Source organism: Microbacterium sp. JC 701 (genome assembly GCF_021026215.1).
In the GTDB taxonomy this organism is placed as follows: Bacteria; Actinomycetota; Actinomycetes; order Actinomycetales; family Microbacteriaceae; genus Microbacterium; species Microbacterium algihabitans.
This window is the reverse complement of sequence record NZ_JAJNCV010000002.1, coordinates 165,902-184,935: the sequence shown is the minus strand read 5'-3', so window position 1 is coordinate 184,935 and position 19,034 is coordinate 165,902. Positions and strand designations below refer to the sequence as shown.

16 protein-coding genes are annotated in these 19,034 nt (G+C 71.6%); 15 read left to right on the top strand and 1 reads right to left on the bottom strand.

What is annotated here, in order from left to right; genetic code table 11:
• Nucleotides 1-405: 405 nt before the first annotated feature.
• On the bottom strand, nucleotides 406-1,962 hold the full coding sequence (locus tag LPW41_RS08800; protein WP_230704620.1) for an HNH endonuclease signature motif containing protein: 1,557 nt from the start codon (nucleotides 1,960-1,962) through the stop codon (nucleotides 406-408).
• Between the two features lie 155 nt (nucleotides 1,963-2,117).
• On the opposite strand from LPW41_RS08800, the gene pyrR reads away from it, so the two are divergent.
• From pyrR to LPW41_RS08725, 15 genes are all read left to right on the top strand, one after another.
• On the top strand, nucleotides 2,118-2,648 hold the full coding sequence (pyrR, locus tag LPW41_RS08795; RefSeq protein WP_144833439.1) for a bifunctional pyr operon transcriptional regulator/uracil phosphoribosyltransferase PyrR: 531 nt from the start codon (nucleotides 2,118-2,120) through the stop codon (nucleotides 2,646-2,648).
• Complete coding sequence (locus LPW41_RS08790) at nucleotides 2,645-3,613, top strand: aspartate carbamoyltransferase catalytic subunit (protein ID WP_144833437.1); 969 nt, start codon at nucleotides 2,645-2,647, stop codon at nucleotides 3,611-3,613. Before pyrR ends, LPW41_RS08790 begins: the two co-directional genes overlap by 4 nt.
• Complete coding sequence (locus LPW41_RS08785; RefSeq protein WP_230704619.1) at nucleotides 3,610-4,932, top strand: dihydroorotase; 1,323 nt, start codon at nucleotides 3,610-3,612, stop codon at nucleotides 4,930-4,932. Before LPW41_RS08790 ends, LPW41_RS08785 begins: the two co-directional genes overlap by 4 nt.
• Nucleotides 4,929-5,429, top strand: coding sequence for a hypothetical protein (locus LPW41_RS08780; protein ID WP_186316624.1), 501 nt, complete (start codon nucleotides 4,929-4,931; stop codon nucleotides 5,427-5,429). Before LPW41_RS08785 ends, LPW41_RS08780 begins: the two co-directional genes overlap by 4 nt.
• Complete coding sequence (gene carA, locus LPW41_RS08775; protein ID WP_230704618.1) at nucleotides 5,426-6,664, top strand: glutamine-hydrolyzing carbamoyl-phosphate synthase small subunit; 1,239 nt, start codon at nucleotides 5,426-5,428, stop codon at nucleotides 6,662-6,664. The genes LPW41_RS08780 and carA overlap by 4 nt, the downstream gene beginning before the upstream one ends.
• Nucleotides 6,657-9,944 carry a carbamoyl-phosphate synthase large subunit gene (carB, locus tag LPW41_RS08770; RefSeq protein WP_230704617.1) on the top strand — a complete coding sequence of 1,096 codons (3,288 nt, stop codon included), beginning with the start codon at nucleotides 6,657-6,659 and terminating at the stop codon, nucleotides 9,942-9,944. The genes carA and carB overlap by 8 nt, the downstream gene beginning before the upstream one ends.
• Nucleotides 9,941-10,801, top strand: coding sequence for an orotidine-5'-phosphate decarboxylase (gene pyrF, locus LPW41_RS08765; protein WP_230704616.1), 861 nt, complete (start codon nucleotides 9,941-9,943; stop codon nucleotides 10,799-10,801). Before carB ends, pyrF begins: the two co-directional genes overlap by 4 nt.
• Complete coding sequence (gene gmk / locus LPW41_RS08760) at nucleotides 10,794-11,699, top strand: guanylate kinase (protein ID WP_230704615.1); 906 nt, start codon at nucleotides 10,794-10,796, stop codon at nucleotides 11,697-11,699. The genes pyrF and gmk overlap by 8 nt, the downstream gene beginning before the upstream one ends.
• Before the next feature lie 236 nt (nucleotides 11,700-11,935).
• Nucleotides 11,936-12,190, top strand: coding sequence for a DNA-directed RNA polymerase subunit omega (gene rpoZ / locus LPW41_RS08755; protein ID WP_055837405.1), 255 nt, complete (start codon nucleotides 11,936-11,938; stop codon nucleotides 12,188-12,190).
• Nucleotides 12,191-12,306: 116 nt separating this feature from the next.
• Nucleotides 12,307-13,500 (top strand): methionine adenosyltransferase, encoded by a 1,194-nt coding sequence (gene metK / locus LPW41_RS08750; protein ID WP_230704614.1) that lies wholly within the window; start codon nucleotides 12,307-12,309, stop codon nucleotides 13,498-13,500.
• Between the two features lie 60 nt (nucleotides 13,501-13,560).
• Nucleotides 13,561-15,543, top strand: a complete 1,983-nt coding sequence (locus LPW41_RS08745; RefSeq protein WP_230704613.1) for a primosomal protein N' — start codon at nucleotides 13,561-13,563, stop codon at nucleotides 15,541-15,543.
• Between the two features lie 44 nt (nucleotides 15,544-15,587).
• Nucleotides 15,588-16,505 (top strand): methionyl-tRNA formyltransferase, encoded by a 918-nt coding sequence (gene fmt / locus LPW41_RS08740; RefSeq protein ID WP_230704612.1) that lies wholly within the window; start codon nucleotides 15,588-15,590, stop codon nucleotides 16,503-16,505.
• Complete coding sequence (locus LPW41_RS08735; protein ID WP_187358410.1) at nucleotides 16,502-17,872, top strand: RsmB/NOP family class I SAM-dependent RNA methyltransferase; 1,371 nt, start codon at nucleotides 16,502-16,504, stop codon at nucleotides 17,870-17,872. The genes fmt and LPW41_RS08735 overlap by 4 nt, the downstream gene beginning before the upstream one ends.
• A gap of 118 nt (nucleotides 17,873-17,990) precedes the next feature.
• Complete coding sequence (gene rpe, locus LPW41_RS08730; protein ID WP_308071710.1) at nucleotides 17,991-18,662, top strand: ribulose-phosphate 3-epimerase; 672 nt, start codon at nucleotides 17,991-17,993, stop codon at nucleotides 18,660-18,662.
• 96 nt (nucleotides 18,663-18,758) lie between these two features.
• Nucleotides 18,759-19,022, top strand: a complete 264-nt coding sequence (locus LPW41_RS08725; RefSeq protein ID WP_144833417.1) for a phosphoribosyl-ATP diphosphatase — start codon at nucleotides 18,759-18,761, stop codon at nucleotides 19,020-19,022.
• The last annotated feature ends 12 nt before the right edge of the window (nucleotides 19,023-19,034 follow it).

Sequence of the window (19,034 nt, the reverse complement as noted above, 5' to 3'; positions counted from 1 at the left end):
TCGGTCACGTGCGTCGCACTCACGAGCGTCGTGCGCGATCACGCGCGTCGCGCTCCGTCACGAGCGTCGCGCTCCATCACGAGCGCCGGCCTCCGTCACGAGGGTCGTGGTCCCTCACGCGCGACGCGCTCGGTCACGCCGCGACGCGCACCGAGACGAGCGACGCGGTCTGACACCCCGCGACACGCCCCGTTACAAGCGTCACGCTCGATCACGTGCGTCGCGCCAGGCCACGCGCATGGCGCGCAACCACACGCGTCGCGTTGGGCCATGCCACGTCACGCTCGGTCACGCCGCGACGCGCCCCGTCCCGCGGGTGGCGCTCAGCCACACGCGTCGCGTTCGGCCACGCCACGTCACGCTGGGCCACGTGCGTCGTGCTCGGTCACGCCGCGCCTTGCTAGGTCACGCCGCGTCGAAGCGACGCGGAGACCTCGACCGCAGCAGCGTGGGCGGGCGCACCTCACCCGTACGCGGATCAGGCGGGGCGTGCAACCAGTACGAGTCCCGCCCGGTCACGGGATCCCGCTCGCGCACGATCTTCTCGCCCCGATTGTGCAGACCCAGGTGATGGTTCCGGCAGAGGGGGACGCCGTCGTCGACGTCGGTTCTGCCCCGATCCGCCGCCCAATGGTCGATGTGATGCATCTCGCACTGCGAGATGGGGGCACGGCATCCGATACCGACGCACCCGCCGTCGCGCACCGCGATCGCGATCCGCTGGGCGCGGGTGAACAGCCGCTGGTGTCGACCGACGTCGAGCGGCCGCCCCGCGTCGCCCACGGAGACCGGCACGGCGCCCGCATCGCACAGGTAGCTCTCGATGACCCCGCCGGGGAGGGCGGACCCGCCGTCTTCGAGGTGTCCGACTCCGCGCACGGTGGTCACGACACCCATCGCCTCGGCGCCAGGGGACTCGCCCTCCACCAGCGACGGAGCCTCCACCAGCGACGGAGCCTCCACCAGCGCCGACGCCTCCGCCAGCGCCGACTTCTCCGCCAGCGCCGACGCCTCCAGCACGATCCGCACGCCGGGTTGCCGGTCGCCGAACGCCTGCGCCGGATCGGCGGCGGCGCCCGTCCGCATGACGGCCATCAGCGTGTCGTAGGCGATCTGCTCGCCCGACCGCTCGTCGGGCGCGTCGGCGACCACGGCATCCGGATCCACGAACCGCGGCCCCCGCCGCGGACGCAACGCCGCCTGGAGGATCGCATCGACCCAGGCCGCCGCATCGTCGTCGAACACGAACCGTCCGTGCCGCTGCCCGTGCTCGTCGACCCATGAACGATACGACCGGGCGGCGAAGCGCTCCTCGAACCGCAGGGTCACCCCGACCGGGTCGAGACGGTCCCGCGCGATCCGCGCGGACGCCCGCAACTCCTCGACCGGCAGGTGCGGCGCTTCGGCGATGAGCCGCTCGACGGCCGCCACCCAAGCGCGGGGGAGGAAGTCCGGATCGAGCTCGGGATACCTCTCGACCGGCGGCTCACCCAACCCCACGCGGATCGCCTGGAACTGAGCGTGACTGAGCGCCCCGTCACGCAGCGCCCCGCCGGCGCGTTCGAGCCATTCGCCACCCGCCGACGACACCGGCGATGCCGTGTCGCGAGGCCCGTCGTCACCCACGACGCCTACGGCATCGAGCAGGTCGCCCCCGGTCTTGACCGACCGCGTCACCTCGCGCCTGCTCCGCCCGGTCAGCGTCTGCAGCAACTCGGTCGCGTTGCGGTGCCCCTGTCGTTGGGCCAGCCCCGCCCCACCAAGCTCTCGCGCCGACCGTGCGTCGATCACCCGGGCCGCACACGCCGCCAACACGTCGAGGGCATTCAGCGCCGCGGTGATCTCGGCCATGACCCCGACGATCTCGCGATCATCGAGGGCGGAGAGCTCCCGCCCCGCGATCAGGCCGACGACGCGCTCGCTCGCCGCCCGAAGGCGGTCGACCGGCGCGCTCACTTCCATAGAACAAATGTACGAATGAACCACTCGAGCCGCTAGCGCCCGACCGCGACACCACCCGTAACCGCTCGAGGTTCACCCGCCCGCACCCGCTAGACTCGACGAAGAACCACAGCAACCTTTAACCCCGTCCCGTGAGGCGGAGAAGGGAGCGGCGGATGAATACGCGCACCGTCATGCACGATGCCGATATCGCCCGCGCTTTGACGCGCATATCGCACGAGATCCTGGAGTCCAACAAAGGACCGGAAGGACTCGTCCTCCTCGGCATCCCGACCCGCGGCGTCACGCTCGCGAACCGGATCGGCCCCCTCGTCAGCGAGTTCGGCGGCACATCCGTCCCGGTCGGATCGCTCGACGTGACGATGTACCGCGACGATCTGCACCGCAACCCCACGCGGGCCCCGCGTCGCACCGAGATCCCCGCCGGCGGCATCGACGGCAAGGTCGTCGTGCTCATCGACGACGTGCTGTTCTCGGGTCGCAGCATCCGCGCCGCCCTCGACGCGCTGCAGGACATCGGCCGCCCCGCCGCCGTGCGCCTCGCGACGCTGATCGACCGCGGCCACCGCGAGCTGCCGATCCGCCCCGACTTCGTGGGCAAGAACCTCCCGAGCGCCCGCGACGAGCGCGTCAACGTGCGCCTCGCCGAGATCGACGGCGTCGAAGAGGTGACGATCGAATCATGAGGCACCTCCTCGACACCCAGCACCTGTCTCGCGAAGACGCCCTCGAGATCCTCGACGTCGCCGAAGACATGGCCGACACCCAGCGCCGCGAGGTCAAGAAGCTCCCGACGCTGCGCGGCAAGACGGTGGTCAACCTCTTCTTCGAGGACTCCACCCGCACGCGCATCTCGTTCGAAGCCGCCGCCAAGCGCCTCTCCGCCGACGTCATCAACTTCTCGGCGAAGGGCTCGAGCGTCAGCAAGGGCGAGTCGCTGCAGGACACGGCGCAGACGCTGCAGGCGATGGGGGCGGATGCCGTGGTCATCCGCCACGGCGCGTCCGGCGCCCCGCGCACCCTGGCCACGTCCGGCTGGATCAGCGCCGGCGTGGTGAACGCCGGCGACGGCACCCACGAGCACCCCACGCAGGCCCTGCTCGACGCCTTCACGATCCGCAAGCGCCTGTTCGGCGACGACAGCCGCGGTCGCGGGCTCGACGGCATCCGGGTCACGATCGTCGGAGACGTGCTGCACTCGCGGGTCGCGCGGTCGAACGTGTGGCTCCTGCACACCCTGGGCGCGCACGTGACGTTGGTGGCTCCGCCGACGCTGGTGCCGCAGGACGTCAGCCGCTGGCCCGTCGAGGTCGACTTCGACCTCGACCACGCGATCGCCGCCGGTCCCGACGCGCTGATGATGCTGCGCATCCAGCTCGAGCGGATGTCGGCGGCGTATTTCCCGACTGAACGGGAGTATTCCCGCCGGTACGGGCTCGACGCACGGCGTTTGCAGGCGCTTCCGGGCGGTAGCATCGTTCTACACCCCGGTCCGATGAACCGAGGTCTGGAGATCTCCGCCGAAGCCGCCGATTCGCCTCGCTCGACGGTGCTCGAGCAGGTCACGAACGGCGTCTCCGTGCGGATGGCCGTGCTGTACCTGCTGCTGGCGGGCGAGCGCCCCGACACCGAGAAAGAGGACCTCCGATGAGCCACGCCCCCGCACAGACCCTTCTGGTTCGCGGCGCGCGCGTCGAGGGTCATGACGCCACCGACCTGCTCGTGCGCGACGGTGTCATCGTCGAGACCGGCTCCGGCCTCTCGCACCAGGGCGCGACGGTCGTGGATGCCGACGGTCTCGTCGCCCTGCCGGGCCTCGTCGACCTGCACGTGCACCTGCGCGAGCCCGGGTACGAGGCATCCGAGACGATCCTCACCGGTTCCCGGGCCGCAGCCGCCGGTGGATTCACCACCGTCTTCGCCATGCCGAACACCTCCCCGGTCGCCGACACGGCGGGCGTGGTCGAGCAGGAACTCGCCCTCGGCGAGGCCGCCGGCTACGTGCACGTGCAGCCGATCGGCGCCGTGACCGTGGGGCAGAAGGGCGAACGCCTCGCCGAACTCGGCGCCATGGCCGACTCCCGCGCTCGCGTCCGTGTGTTCAGCGACGACGGCTTCTGCGTGTTCGACCCGCTGATCATGCGGCGAGCGCTGGAGTACGTGAAGGCGTTCGACGGCGTCATCGCGCAGCACGCGCAGGACCCGCGCCTGACCGAGGGCGCGCAGATGAACGAGGGCGCCGTCTCGGCCGAGCTGGGTCTCACCGGTTGGCCGGCGGTCGCCGAGGAGTCGATCATCGCGCGCGACGTGCTGCTGGCCGAGCACGTCGGCTCGCGCCTGCACGTGTGCCACCTGAGCACCGCGGGCTCGGTCGACATCATCCGCTGGGCCAAGAAGCGCGGCGTCAACGTCACCGCCGAGGTCACCCCGCACCACCTGCTGCTGACCGACGAGCTCGTGCGCGACTACGACGCGCGGTTCAAGGTGAACCCGCCGCTGCGCCGCGAAGAAGACGTGATGGCCGTGCGCGAGGGTCTGGCCGACGGCACGATCGACATCGTCGCCACCGACCACGCCCCGCACCCCGCCGAGGCGAAGGCCTGCGAGTGGGCGGCCGCCGCGAACGGCATGGTGGGTCTCGAGAGCGCTCTGCGCGTCGTTCACCACGCGATGGTCGAGACGGGCCTGCTCGATTGGACCGACGTCGCCCGCGTGATGTCGGCGAACCCGGCCCGCATCGGACGCCTCGACGGACACGGCACGCCCGTCGCCGCGGGGCAGCCGGCGACCTTCACGCTGTACGACCCGCGCCCCTCCCGCACGTTCGGCCTCGACGACCTGCGCGGGCGCAGCACCAACTCGCCCTACCTCGGCCGGGAGCTGCCGGGCGAGGTGCGCTGGACCGTGCGCGCCGGCATCCCGACCGTCGTCGACGGTGCCGTGCTCGACGCTCCCGGGGTGCTCGCATGAGCCGCGAGGGCGCCCTCGTCGTGATGATCGGCGTGGCCCTCGTGCTGCTGGCCGTGCTCGCCTGGGCCTGGGTGCGACGAACGCGGCGCGATGCGCGCTATACGGCCCCGGTGGGGGAGCTGCCCGCAGACGCCGTCGAAACGGCGGTGTTCTCGGGCCTCTACGTCGCCACGACCCGACACGACGAGCCGCTCGAGCGTCTCGCCATCAAGGGTCTCGGCTTCCGCTCCCGCGTCGACGTCACGGTCACCTCGGCCGGCGTCGCCCTCGACCTGCAGGGCCAGCCCCGCATCGCGCTCACCCGCGACCGCCTCGTCGACGCCTCTCAGGCCACGGTCGCCATCGACCGCGTGGTCGAGCGCGACGGCCTGACGCGCGTCAGCTGGCGCATCGACGACGACACGATCGTCGACACCTACCTCCGTCCTCAGGACGCCTCGGCCAAAGCTCTGGCCGACGCGATCCGCCCCCTCACCTCGACAGGAAGCGACGCATGACCGCCCTGATCCCTTCCGCGCGCCTTTCGCGCGACCCGGCCGTCCTCGTGCTCGAAGACGGCACCCGCTACACCGGCCGCGCCTACGGCGCTCGCGGCGAGACCCTCGGCGAGGTCGTCTTCGCCACCGGCATGACCGGCTACCAGGAGACGATCACCGACCCCTCGTACGCGGGCCAGATCGTGCTGCAGACCGCGCCCCACATCGGCAACACCGGCGTGAACGACGAAGACCCCGAGTCGCGTCGCATCTGGGTCGCCGGCTACGTCGTGCGCGACCCCTCGCGCATGGTGTCGAACTGGCGCGCGAACCGCTCGCTCGACGACGCGCTCGTCGAAGACGGCATCGTCGGCATCTCCGGCATCGACACCCGGGCCGTCACGCGCCGCATCCGCTCCGAGGGCAGCATGCGCGGCGGCGTCTTCTCGGGCGAGGCCGCGGACCTGGATGCCGAGGAGCAGATGCGCCGCGTGCGCGAGGCCCCGGGCATGGCGGGTCGCAACCTCTCCGCCGAGGTGTCGGTCAGCGAGGTCGAGGTGACGCCCGCGACCGCCGAGCGCATCGGCAACCTCGCCGTGCTCGACCTCGGTGTGAAGCAGTCCACGATCGACAACCTCGCCGGGCGCGGTTTCGATGTGCACGTGTTCCCGCAGTCCGCGACGATCGAGGAGATCCGCGCGATCGAACCGGTCGCGGCGTTCTACTCGAACGGCCCCGGCGACCCCGCGGCATCCGACCAGCACGTCGAGCTGCTGCGCGCCGTGCTCGGCGACGGTCTGCCCTTCTTCGGCATCTGCTTCGGCAACCAGCTGCTGGGCCGCGCGCTCGGCTTCGGCACCTACAAGCTGCCGTTCGGCCACCGCGGCATCAATCAGCCCGTGCTCGACAAGACCACCGGCCGCGTCGAGATCACCTCGCAGAACCACGGCTTCGCCGTCGAGGCGCCGCTCGATGAGATCGTCGACAGCCCCGCCGGCTTCGGCCGCGTCGAGGTCAGCCACATCGGCCTGAACGACAACGTCGTGGAGGGCCTGCGCGCCCTCGACATCCCGGCGTTCAGCGTGCAGTACCACCCCGAGGCCGCCGCCGGCCCGCACGACGCCAACTACCTGTTCGACCGCTTCCGCGAGATGGTTCTCGCGAGTCAGGCCCTTCGACAGGCTCAGGGACCGGATGCCGCTGCTCTGGCCCCCTCCGACGCTCAGGACTCGACCCAGGAAGACAACAATGCCTAAGCGCGACGACATCCACTCCGTCCTCGTCATCGGTTCCGGCCCGATCGTCATCGGTCAGGCCTGCGAGTTCGACTACTCCGGCACCCAGGCGTGCCGCGTGCTGCGCGAAGAGGGCGTGCGCGTCATCCTCGTCAACTCCAACCCGGCGACGATCATGACCGACCCCGACTTCGCCGACGCGACCTACATCGAGCCGATCACCCCCGAGGTCATCGAGTCGATCATCGCCAAAGAGAAGCCGGATGCCGTTCTCCCCACCCTCGGCGGACAGACCGCTCTGAACGCGGCGATCCAGCTGCACAAGCGCGGCATCCTCGAGAAGTACGGCGTCGAGCTCATCGGCGCCGACTTCGACGCGATCAACCGCGGCGAGGATCGCCAGATCTTCAAGGAGCTCGTGCTCGAAGCGGGCGCCGATGTCGCGGCATCCGTCATCTGCCACTCGATGGACGAACTCCTCGCCGGCGCCGAGAAGCTCGGCTACCCGCTGGTCGTGCGCCCGTCGTTCACCATGGGCGGCCTCGGCTCGGGCTTCGCGTACGACGAGGCCGACCTCCGCCGCATCGGCGGCGCGGGCCTGCACGACTCGCCCACCAACGAGGTGCTGCTCGAGGAGTCGATCCTCGGGTGGAAGGAGTACGAGCTCGAGCTCATGCGCGACACCGCCGACAACACGGTGGTCGTCTGCTCGATCGAGAACGTCGACCCGGTCGGCGTGCACACCGGCGACTCGATCACGGTGGCGCCCGCACTGACCCTGACCGACCGCGAGTACCAGAAGCTGCGCGACATCGGCATCGACATCATCCGCGCGGTCGGCGTCGACACCGGTGGCTGCAACATCCAGTTCGCGGTCGACCCGGCGACGGGCCGCATCATCGTCATCGAGATGAACCCGCGCGTCTCGCGTTCGTCGGCGCTGGCGTCGAAGGCCACCGGCTTCCCGATCGCCAAGATCGCCGCGAAGCTCGCGATCGGCTACCGGCTCGACGAGATCCCGAACGACATCACCAAGGTGACCCCGGCGAGCTTCGAGCCCACGCTCGACTACGTCGTGGTGAAGGTGCCGCGGTTCAACTTCGAGAAGTTCCCGGCCGCCGACACCACGCTGACCACCACCATGAAGTCGGTGGGCGAGGCGATGGCGATCGGCCGCAACTACACCACGGCCCTGCAGAAGGCGCTGCGCTCGCTCGAGAAGCGCGGGTCGAGCTTCCACTGGGGCGAGGAGTCGCGCTCGGTGGAGCAGCTGCTCGAGATCTCGAAGACCCCGACCGACGGCCGCATCGTGGTGCTGCAGCAGGCCCTGCGCAAGGGCGCCACGCCCGAGCAGGCGTTCGATGCGACGGCCATCGACCCCTGGTTCATCGACCAGATCGTGCTGATCAACGAGGTCGCTGAGTTCATCGGCGACGCCGAGAACCTGGATGCCGACACCCTCCGCGTCGCGAAGGAGCACGGTTTCAGCGACGCCCAGATCGCGCAGATCCGCGGGCTCGACGAGGCCGAGGTGCGTGAGAGCCGCTACGCGCTCGACGTGCGCCCGGTCTACAAGACCGTCGACACCTGCGCGGGGGAGTTCCCGGCCCTCACGCCGTACCACTACTCCTCGTACGACGCCGAGACCGAGGTCACCCCCTCCGACCGCACGAAGGTCGTCATCATCGGCTCGGGCCCCAACCGCATCGGCCAGGGCGTCGAATTCGACTACTCGTGCGTGCACGCCTCGTTCGCGCTGTCGGACGCCGGCTACGAGACCGTCATGGTCAACTGCAACCCCGAGACCGTGTCGACCGACTACGACACCTCCGACCGCCTGTACTTCGAGCCGCTGACGCTCGAAGACGTGCTCGAGGTGCTGCACGCCGAGGCGCAGTCGGGCACGATCCTCGGTGTCGTCTGCCAGCTCGGCGGACAGACGCCGCTGGGCCTCGCGAAGGGCATCGAGGCCGCCGGGTACACGATCCTCGGCACGAGTCCCGAGGCGATCGACCTCGCCGAGGAGCGCGAGCTGTTCTCGCGCCTGCTCGACGAGGCCGGACTCGTGGCCCCGCGCAGCGGCACCGCGATCGACGTCGAAGGCGCCGTGACCGTGGCCGAGGAGATCGGCTACCCCGTGCTGGTGCGCCCGAGCTTCGTGCTCGGCGGTCGCGGCATGGAGATCGTCTACTCGACCGACGCGCTGCGCGACTACTTCGTGCGCGTCGCCGACCAGGCGATCATCGGCCCCGGCCTCCCGCTGCTCGTCGACCGCTTCCTCGACGACGCGATCGAGCTCGACGTCGACGCGCTGTTCGACGGCACCGACCTGTACATCGGCGGCGTCATGGAGCACCTCGAAGAAGCCGGCATCCACTCCGGTGACTCCTCGTGCACCCTCCCGCCCGTGTCGCTCGGTCGCACCGAGGTCGACCGCGTGCGCGAAGCGACCCTCGCCATCGCGAAGGGCGTGGGCGTGCGGGGTCTGCTGAACGTGCAGTTCGCGATCTCGGCGGGCGTCCTTTACGTCATCGAGGCGAACCCGCGCGCGAGCCGCACGGTGCCGTTCGTGTCGAAGGCGCTGGGCATCCCTCTCGCCAAGGCCGCCAGCCGCATCATGGCCGGCAACACCATCGCCGAGCTCATCGCCGAGGGTCTCCTGCCCGAGCAGGACGGCTCGCGCGTGCCGCTCGATGCTCCGGTCGCCGTCAAGGAGGCCGTGCTGCCGTTCAAGCGCTTCCGCACCGCCGACGGGCACACGGTCGACTCGGTCCTCGGACCCGAGATGCGCTCGACCGGTGAGGTCATGGGCATCGACCGCGACTTCCCGACCGCGTTCGCGAAGTCGCAGGAGGCCGCGTACGGCGGCATGCCGACCTCGGGAACCGTGTTCATCTCGGTCGCCGACGCCGACAAGCGCGCCGTGATCCTGCCCGCCCACCGTCTGCAGGAGCTCGGTTTCTCGTTGCTCGCGACCGAGGGCACCGCGGAGATCCTCGCACGCAACGGCATCCGGGTGAAGGTCGTCGAGAAGTACTCCGAGACGCAGGGGTCGGACCAGCAGAACGTGGTCGACCTGATCAACGCGGGTGAGATCGACATGATCGTCAACACCCCCTCGGGTGGCACGGCACGAGCCGACGGCTACGAGATCCGCGCGGCGGCTGTGGCCGCCGACAAGGCCCTGTTCACCACGATGGCCGTGCTCGGCGCCGCGGTGAGCGCCCTGGGTGCGATGAAGGACGGCTTCGAGGTCCGCAGCCTGCAGGAGTACGCCGTGGATCGCGCGGCGCGCCTGTGAGCAAGACGTTCGGTCAGCGACTCTCCGCCGCCCTCGACCTGCACGGCGCCCTGTGCGTCGGCATCGACCCCCACGCCGCCCTGTTGTCGGCGTGGGGGCTGGATGCCACGGCCGAGGGCGCGCGGGAGTTCGGCCTGCGCACCGTCGAGGCCGCCCACGGGCGGGTCGGCGTGGTCAAGCCGCAGGTGGCGTTCTACGAGCGCTACGGCTCCCGCGGGTTCGCCGCCCTCGAAGACGTGATGGCCGCCGCGCGCGACGCGGGGCTCCTCGTGATCGCCGACGCCAAGCGCGGCGACATCGGCACGACGATGGAGGGCTACGCGCACGCCTGGCTCGCGCCCGGTTCTCCTCTCGAGGCGGATGCCGTGACCCTGTCGCCGTACCTCGGCGCCGACTCGCTGCGCGAGGCGTTGGCGCTGGCCGTGCACCACGGCAAGGGCGCGTTCGTGCTGACCGCGACGAGCAACCCCGAGGCGCGTGCGCTGCAGAGCGCGATCGTCGACGACGCCCTCGCGGTGGGCGATCGCGAGCACGTCGCGGCCCGTGTGGCGCACGACGTGAACCAGGCGAACATCGGCGCCCCCGGAGCCCTCGGCCCGGTCGGCGTCGTGGTCGGCGCGACCGTCGACCGCTCGGCGTTCGGGCTGGGCGACGTGGCGCTGGCGGGCATGCCGATCCTCGCTCCCGGCTTCGGTGCGCAGGGGGCCGCGCCCGCCGACCTGCGCCGCTTGTTCGGCTACGTGGCATCCGCCGTCGTCGCGAACGAGAGCCGCAGCATCCTCGCGGTCGGACCCGACCGTCTCGCCGCCCGCATCGACGAGCGCGCCGCGCTCTACCGGGAGTCCCTGCATGGCTGAAACCCGTCGTCCGCCCGAGGTCGACCGCGCCGCCGCCTCGCGCCGCGCCGTCGAGGCTCGTCGCGAGCGCGCCGCGCTCAAGCGCGACGTGTCGACCCGCGTGATCTCTCCGCAGGAGCTGCTGCGCCGTGGCCTCGCCGACCCGCTGTCGGCGGCCGGGGCGATGCGCGTGACCGAGTTCCTCACGGCGATCCCCGCGATCGGCGAGAGCAAGCGCGACCGCATCCTCGCTTCGCTCGGCATCTCGCCGGTGAAGCGTCTGGGCGGTCTGGGCTCGCGTCAGCGCGACGCGCTGCGCTCCTACCTCGACACGCGCTGGCCCGAGCCCGGTCCCCGCGAGGGACGCAGCCGCCTCATCGTGCTCGCCGGCCCCACGGCCGTCGGCAAGGGCACCGTCGCCGCGCACATCAAGGAGCACTACCCCGAGATCCACCTCTCGGTCTCGGCGACCACGCGCAGCGCCCGCCCGGGAGAGGTCGAGGGCGAGCACTACTACTTCGTCGACGACGCCGAGTTCGACCGTCTGGTCGAGGCGGGGGAGTTGCTGGAGTGGGCCGTCGTGCACAACAAGAACCGCTACGGCACGCCGCGCGCTCCGATCGAGCGCGTTCTCGCCGAGGGCGGCACCGCCCTGCTCGAGATCGACCTGCAGGGCGCCCGTCAGGTGCGCGCGGCCGATCCGTCGGCCACCCTGGTGTTCCTCCTGCCCCCGAGCTGGGACGAGCTCGTGCAGCGCCTGGTCGGTCGGGGGACCGAGGATGCCGAGGAGCGGGCTCGCCGCCTGCGCACGGCCCGCGTCGAGCTCGCCGCGCAGAACGAGTTCGACTACCGCGTCGTGAACGACGAGGTGGCCCACGCGGCCGCCCAGGTTGTCGAGCTCGCCTCGGCGCAGCACTGAGCCGACCCGCCCGGGCCGCAGCGCTCGCTTCTGCACAGAGCGTCCGGTTCGGGGCGCGATCTGCACCTCGGGGCGGGAATTTCCCGCCCCGAGGTACGGAATCCGCCCCGAACCCGCTCCGCCCGACCCACCCGACGCCCCTCGGCACAGCCCGCGCCGGCGTCGGCTAGAATAAGAGGATGCTTCGGCGCTCGAGCGCCGCATCCACCCCATCCCGCCGAACCAGGAGGTTCCCCATGGCCGGACGTGACAAGGGCATCATCGACCCGCCCATCGACGCTCTGCTCGACAAGGTCGACTCGAAGTATCAGCTCGTGATCTACGCGTCCAAGCGCGCGCGCCAGATCAACGACTACTACTCCGACCTGCACGAGGGAAACCTCTTCGACAACGTGGGACCGCTGGTCGACTCCACCGTCGAAGACAAGCCCCTCACGATCGCGCTGCACGAGATCCACGAAGACAAGCTGCGCCTGCGCGCTGCGGAGTGATCCACAGCCGACGCATTTCGTGATCTGTTCACAGATGTGACGATGCCCCGGGCGGCCCACCGCCGCCCGGGGCATACTTGTGCCCGTCCCCAGCCCTCAACTTTTTCGGAGTCGTCTTGACCGACCTGCGCCTGTTCACGTCCGAGTCCGTCACCGAAGGACACCCCGACAAGATCTGCGACCAGATCTCCGACAGCATCCTCGACGCGATCCTCACCGACGACCCCACCGGTCGCGTGGCCGTCGAGACGCTGGTCACCACGGGGCTCGTGCACGTGGCCGGCGAGGTCTCCACGAGCGCCTACGTCGAGATCCCCGCCATCGTGCGCAACGTGGTCAACCGCATCGGCTACACCTCGAGCGACACCGGCTTCGACGGCGAGTCGTGCGGCGTGAGCGTGTCGATCGGCGCGCAGTCGTCCGACATCGCCGCGGGCGTCAACAAGGCGTTCGAGCAGCGCGAGCGCGGCTCCGTCGATCCCCGCGACCTGCAGGGTGCGGGCGACCAGGGCATCATGTTCGGTTTCGCGACCAACGAGACGCCGCAGCTCATGCCCATGGCCGCCTGGACCGCTCACCGCATCGCCGAGCGCCTGGCATCCGTGCGCAAAGACGGCTCGCTGCCGTTACTGCGTCCCGACGGCAAGACCCAGGTCACGCTCGGCTACGAGGGGCACGTGCCGCGCACGGTCGACTCGGTCGTGCTGTCGACGCAGCACCACCCCGACATCGCGCAGGAAGACCTGCGCGCCGAGGTGCAGGCCGCGGTCATCGACCCGGTGCTCGCCGAGACCGGTCTCGCCCTGCCCGACGTGAAGTACTACATCAACCCGGCAGGTCCCTTCGTCATCGGCGGACCGAAGGGCGATGCGGGCCTGACCGGCCGCAAGATCATCATCGACACCTACGGCGGCGCCTCGCGTCACGGCGGCGGTGCGTTCAGCGGCAAAGACCCGTCCAAAGTCGACCGCTCGGCCGCCTACGCCATGCGCTGGGTCGCGAAGAACGCCGTCGCCGCGGGTCTCGCCGACCGCCTCGAGGTGCAGATCGCCTACGCGATCGGCAAGGCCAACCCCGTGGGCCTGTACGTCGAGTCGTTCGGCACGGCGCACGTGGCCGACGACGTGATCGTGAAGGCGATCCGCGACGTGTTCGACCTGCGCCCGGCCGCGATCGTCGAGCAGCTCGACCTGCTGCGCCCGATCTACGCGAAGACGGCGACCTACGGCCACTTCGGCCGCGAACTGCCCGACTTCACGTGGGAGCGCACCGACCGCGTCGACGAGCTCCGCACCGCCGCCGGACTCTGAGAGTGCGTGGGGGAGTGCGCCCCGGCTCGATGATCGACGCAGCCCCCGGGGACCGATCTCGTGAGTGAGCGGCGCGTCGCGCGCGTGCAGCTCGAGTCGCCCGTGCCCCAGCTCGACCGACTGTTCGACTACGCCGTTCCGCACCCGCTCGTCGCCGATGTCGCTCCGGGCGTGCGGGTGAAGGTGCCGTTGCGCTCGGCCGGTCGCATGATGGACGCCTTCGTCATCGAGGTGGTCGCCGACGACGGCACCGAGCGACCCCTGTCGGCGGTCGAGGCGGTCGTCTCGCCCATGCCGGTGCTGCCCGAGCGGCTGTACACGCTGGCCCGACGGGTCGCCGACCGCGCGGCGGGCTCGGTGAGCGACGTGCTGCGCTTGGCGGTGCCCAAGCGCATGGTCCGCGCCGAGAAGGCGTGGGCGGCAGCCCCGGCTCCCGAGACGCCCGAGGTGGTGCCCGCGGCCCGAGAGCGCGCCACGGCCCTGCTGCAGCCCTACCCGGGGCTCGCCGACGCCCTCCACGCGGGGGAGCGACTCGCCGTCGACGCCCCGCCGCATCCGCATCCGGAACTCCCGCGCGGCGCGTGGGCCGACCTGCTCGCCGCGGCCGCCGTGCACACGCTCGCGCGGGGGCGCAGCGCCGTGCTCGTCGTGCCCGACTATCGCGATCAGGCGCAGGTGCTGGCTGCTCTGGCCGAGCTCGTGACTCCGGATGCCGTGGTGCGCGACGACTCCGACCAGTCCGGTCCCGCGCGCTACGCCCAGTACCTGCGCGCCCTCGCGCCGGTGCCCTGCATCGTCGTGGGCCGCCGCTCGGCCGTCTACGCCCCCGCGCACGACACCGGCCTCGTCGCGATTTGGGACGACGGCGACACCCTGCTCGCCGAGCCCCTGTCGCCCGGCGTGCACGCCCGCGACGCCGCCCTCGTGCGGCAGGAGCTCGAGGGATCGGCGCTGCTGTTCGCCGGCCACACTCGCACCACTGACGTGCAGCGCCTCGTCGAGGTCGGCTACGTGCGCGAGGTTCCGCAGGCGCGTCGCCAGAGCCCGCGGGTCGTCCTCAGCGCCACGCGCGAGGGCGAGCAGCGGCAGTCGCGCGTTCCGTCGTCGGCGTTCGCGGCGGCGCGCGAGGCTCTTCAGCACGGCCCCGTGCTCGTGCAGGTCGCCCGCCCCGGTTACGCCCCGTCGCTCATCTGCGCCGATTGCCGACGCCCGGCGCGCTGCCAGCACTGCGCCGGCCCGCTGCGCGCCGCCCGACCGGGTGCCGTGCCCGTGTGCGCGTGGTGCGGGCGGAGCGCCCACGCGTGGGCCTGCGGGCACTGCGGCTCGACCAAGCTGCGCATGGCCTCCTCGGGCAGCGAGCGCACCGCCGACGAGCTCGGCCGCGCCTTCCCGAACACGCGGGTGATCGTCGCCGACGGCGCCCATCCCGTCGCCGAGGTCGACGCCACTCCCGCCCTCGTGATCGCCACGCGCGGGGCCGAGCCGCTCGCGCGGGGCGGCTACAAAGCCGTGATCCTGCTCGACGGCGACCGGATGCTGCAGAACGAAGCCCTGCGCATCGCCGAGCACTGCCTGCGCTGGTGGTCGAACGCCGCCGCCCTGGCCGCCCCCGGCGCCCCCGTGCACCTGGTCGGCGTCGCGGGACCGGTCGCCCGGGCGCTCGCGACCTGGACCCATCCGGCGTACGCGCGCGGAGAACTCATCGAGCGCCTTCCCCTGCGGATGCCGCCCGCCGTGCGCGTCGCGAGCATCGACGGACACGCCCGGAGCGTCGACGTGCTGCTCGAATCGCTGCGCGAGAGCGTGCCCGACCTCGACCCGCTCGCGATCCTCGGCCCGGTCGACACGTCGGAGACGCCCGACGTCGCGACCTCCCGCGCACTGGTGCGCTTCGACTACGCCCACGGCCGCGCCGTCGCCGAGGCCCTGCGCGCCGGGGTGATCGCCGACGCCCTGCGCGCGCGCAAGTCGCGCAAAGATCGCGGCCCCAAGCCGCGCAGTACGCTCAGAGTCCGCCTCGACATCCCCGAGCCCGACCTCTGAGCGGGTCACGCACCCGTCACGACCCCGAGACTCTGAGGAGACCCATGCGCCTCGTCTTCGCCGGCACACCCGCCGTCGCCGTCCCCTCCCTGCGCGCCCTCGCGTCGGGGCCGCACGAGATCGTCGCGGTCGTCACGCGCGACGACGCGCCCCTCGGCCGTAAGCGCGTGCTCACGCCGTCGCCGGTCGCGCAGGCCGCCGAAGACCTCGGTCTGCCGATCATCAAGGCCGACCGCCTCGACGCCGACGTCACCGCCCGCATCGCGGAGTTCGAGCCCGAGCTCGGGGTGATCGTGGCCTACGGCGGACTCGTGCGCGAACCGCTGCTGTCGACGCCCGCGCACGGCTGGATCAACCTGCACTTCTCGCTGCTCCCGCGCTGGCGCGGCGCCGCCCCCGTGCAGCGCGCGCTCATGGCGGGCGATGCGGTCACGGGCGCGAGCGTCTTCCAGCTCGTCGCCGCGCTCGACGCGGGCGACGTGTTCGCTGAGGAGCGCTACGAGGTGCCGACCGAGGCGACCTCGGCCACGGTCCTCGACGACCTCGCCGAGATCGGGGCTCCGCTGCTGGCCCGCGTGGTCGACGGCATCGCCGACGGCTCGGCGACCGCGACGGCGCAGCAGGGCGAGCCGACCCTCGCGCCCAAGCTCACCCTCGACGATGGCGCCCTCGATCTCACCCGGGATGCCGAGAGCCTCTTGCACCAGATCGCCGGGGTCACGCCCGAACCCGGGGCCCACACCACCCTCGACGGAGCGCGCTTCAAGGTGCTGCGCGCCGCCCCCGCCGATGCGCCCCCGTTGCCGCCGGGCCGGGTCGCGGCATCCGGGAAAGACGTCGTCGTCGGCACGGGGACCACACCGTTGCGCCTCGACACCGTGCAACCCGCAGGAAAGGGAGCGATGAACGCGAGTGATTGGTTCCGCGGCCTCCGCACCGACGAGCCGGAGCTCGGCGCATGAACGTGCAGGGAGCCCGTGCCGTGGCCTACGAGGTGCTGCGCGCCGTCTCGGGAGACGAGGCGTACGCCAACCTGCTGCTGCCGCACGCGATCACCCGTCAGAAGCTGGATGCCAAAGACGCAGGTCTCGCGACCGAGCTGACCTACGGCACCCTGCGCCGACGGGGCACGTACGACGCGATCATCGCCTCCGCCGCCGACCGCACGGTCGATCGGATCGACCCGGCCGTGCTCGACGCCCTCCGCCTGGGCGTGCATCAGCTGCTGTCGACCCGCGTCGCCTCGCACGCCGCGGTGAACGAATCGGTCGAGCTCGCACGTCGGCACGGCGGGGGCCGCGGAGCCGCCGGCTTCGCCAACGCGGTGCTGCGCCGGGTGTCGCGCGACAATCCGGGGCAGTGGATGCAGACCATCTCGGCGGCCGCGCGCAGCGACGACGAGCGCCTCGGCCTGACGACCTCGCACCCGGTGTGGATCGTGCGGGCGCTGCGCCGCGCCCTCACCGCCGAGGGGCGCGCCGACGAGCTCGACGGACTGCTCGAGGCCGACAACGTCGCGCCGCGCGTGGCGATGATCGCCCTGCCCGGCCTCGCGGAGGTGCCGGATGACGCGACCCCCACGAGGTACGCCCCGACCGCGTTCACCACCCGTGGGGGAGACCCCGAGGGGCTGATCCGCTCGTCGGGCGGCACGATCCGCGTGCAGGACGAAGGGTCGCAGCTCGCCGCCCTCGCCCTCAGCCGTGCCCTTCCCGTGCGCGAGGGCGAGCGCTGGCTCGACCTGTGCGCCGGGCCCGGCGGCAAGACCGCGTTGCTCGCCGCCGAAGCCCTCGCCCACGGGGCGACGCTCGACGCCAACGAGATCGCCCCGGCGCGAGCGGGGCTGGTGCGCCAGGCCGTGGCATCCGTGCCCCTCGACGTCGAGGTGAGCGAAGAGGACGGGCGCGAGCGCGCGGCGCGGATGCCGGGGGAGTACGACCGCGTCCTCGTCGACGCCCCGTGCACCGGCATCGGCGCTCTGCGACGCCGGCCCGAGGCGCGCTGGCGCAAGACGCCGGCCGACGTGCCCGACCTCACCGCACTGCAGCAGGAACTCGTGCTCGCCGCCTTCGAGGCCCTGAAACCCGGGGGAGTCGCGGCCTACGTCACGTGCTCGCCGCACCTGGCCGAGACCTCGGGCGTGCTCGCCGAGGTGAAGCGTGCGCTCGGCGACGCGGTCGAAGAGCTCGACGCGCGCGCGGTGGTGCGCGAGATCGCCGAGGCCGAGATCGACCTGCCCGACCAGGCCGACGGGTCGCTGCGGGCGCAGCTGTGGCCGCACCGGCACGGCACCGACGCGATGTCGATCGCGCTGCTGCGCAAGCGCTGAACCGCGTCCGTCCCACGCGAGCCCCCGCGTGAGTCGCCAAGACCTGTCGCTTCCGTAGTCCGTGAAGCGACGAACTCTGGCGACTCACGCGATCCGCACCGGCGCCCATAATGGTCGGGTGCCTACCGACGCCCCGCGCATCAACCCGAGCATCCTCGCCGCCGACTTCGTGAACATGGAGGCCGAGCTCGCGCGCATCGCGGGAGCCGACTTCGTGCACGTCGACGTGATGGACAACCACTTCGTTCCGAACCTCACGTTCGGGCCGCAGATGGTGGGCCGCATCCAGGAGACCAGCCCCGTGCCGCTCGACGTGCACCTGATGATCGACGACCCCGACCGCTGGGCTCCGGCGTACGCCGAGCTGGGTGCGGCATCCGTGACCTTCCATCTCGAGGCCGCGGCGTCTCCCGTCGCGCTCGCCCGGCAGCTGCGCTCGATGGGCGCGCGGGCCGGAGTGGCCGTGAAGCCCGGAACCCCGGTCGAGAACCTCTTCGACTCGCTCAACGAGTTCGACCAGATCCTCGTGATGACCGTCGAGCCCGGCTTCGGGGGGCAGTCGTTCATGCCCGAGACCATGCCGAAGCTGCGCTCCCTCGCCGACGAGGCGAAGCGCCGCGGGGCCAGGGTCTGGCTGCAGGTCGACGGCGGCATCGGCGAATCCACGATCGCCCAGGCCGCGGAGGCCGGGGCCGACACGTTCGTCGCGGGCTCCGCGGTGTTCGGCGCCGACGACCCCGACCGCGCGATCCAGTCGCTGCGCGCCTCGGCCGCCCACCACCGCCACTGAGCCCGGCCGGCGAACTCCACGCTCGGGAAACGCTCCCCGCCCCGCGCGCACACGCCGCGGACAGCCCCACCCCCGCCGACCCGATACCCTGGAACCGTGAAAACTTTCGACGACCTGTTCGCGGAACTCAGCGCCAAGGCCGTCGAGCGACCCGCCGGCTCCGGCACCGTCGCTCAGCTGGATGCCGGCGTGCACGCCATCGGCAAGAAGATCGTCGAAGAGGCCGCCGAGGTGTGGATGGCCGCCGAGTACGAGACCGACGAGGCGGCCGCCGAAGAGATCTCGCAGCTGCTCTACCACCTGCAGACGCTCATGCTCGCGAAGGGCCTGTCGCTTCAAGACGTCTACCGACATCTCTGAGCCGCGCTCTTC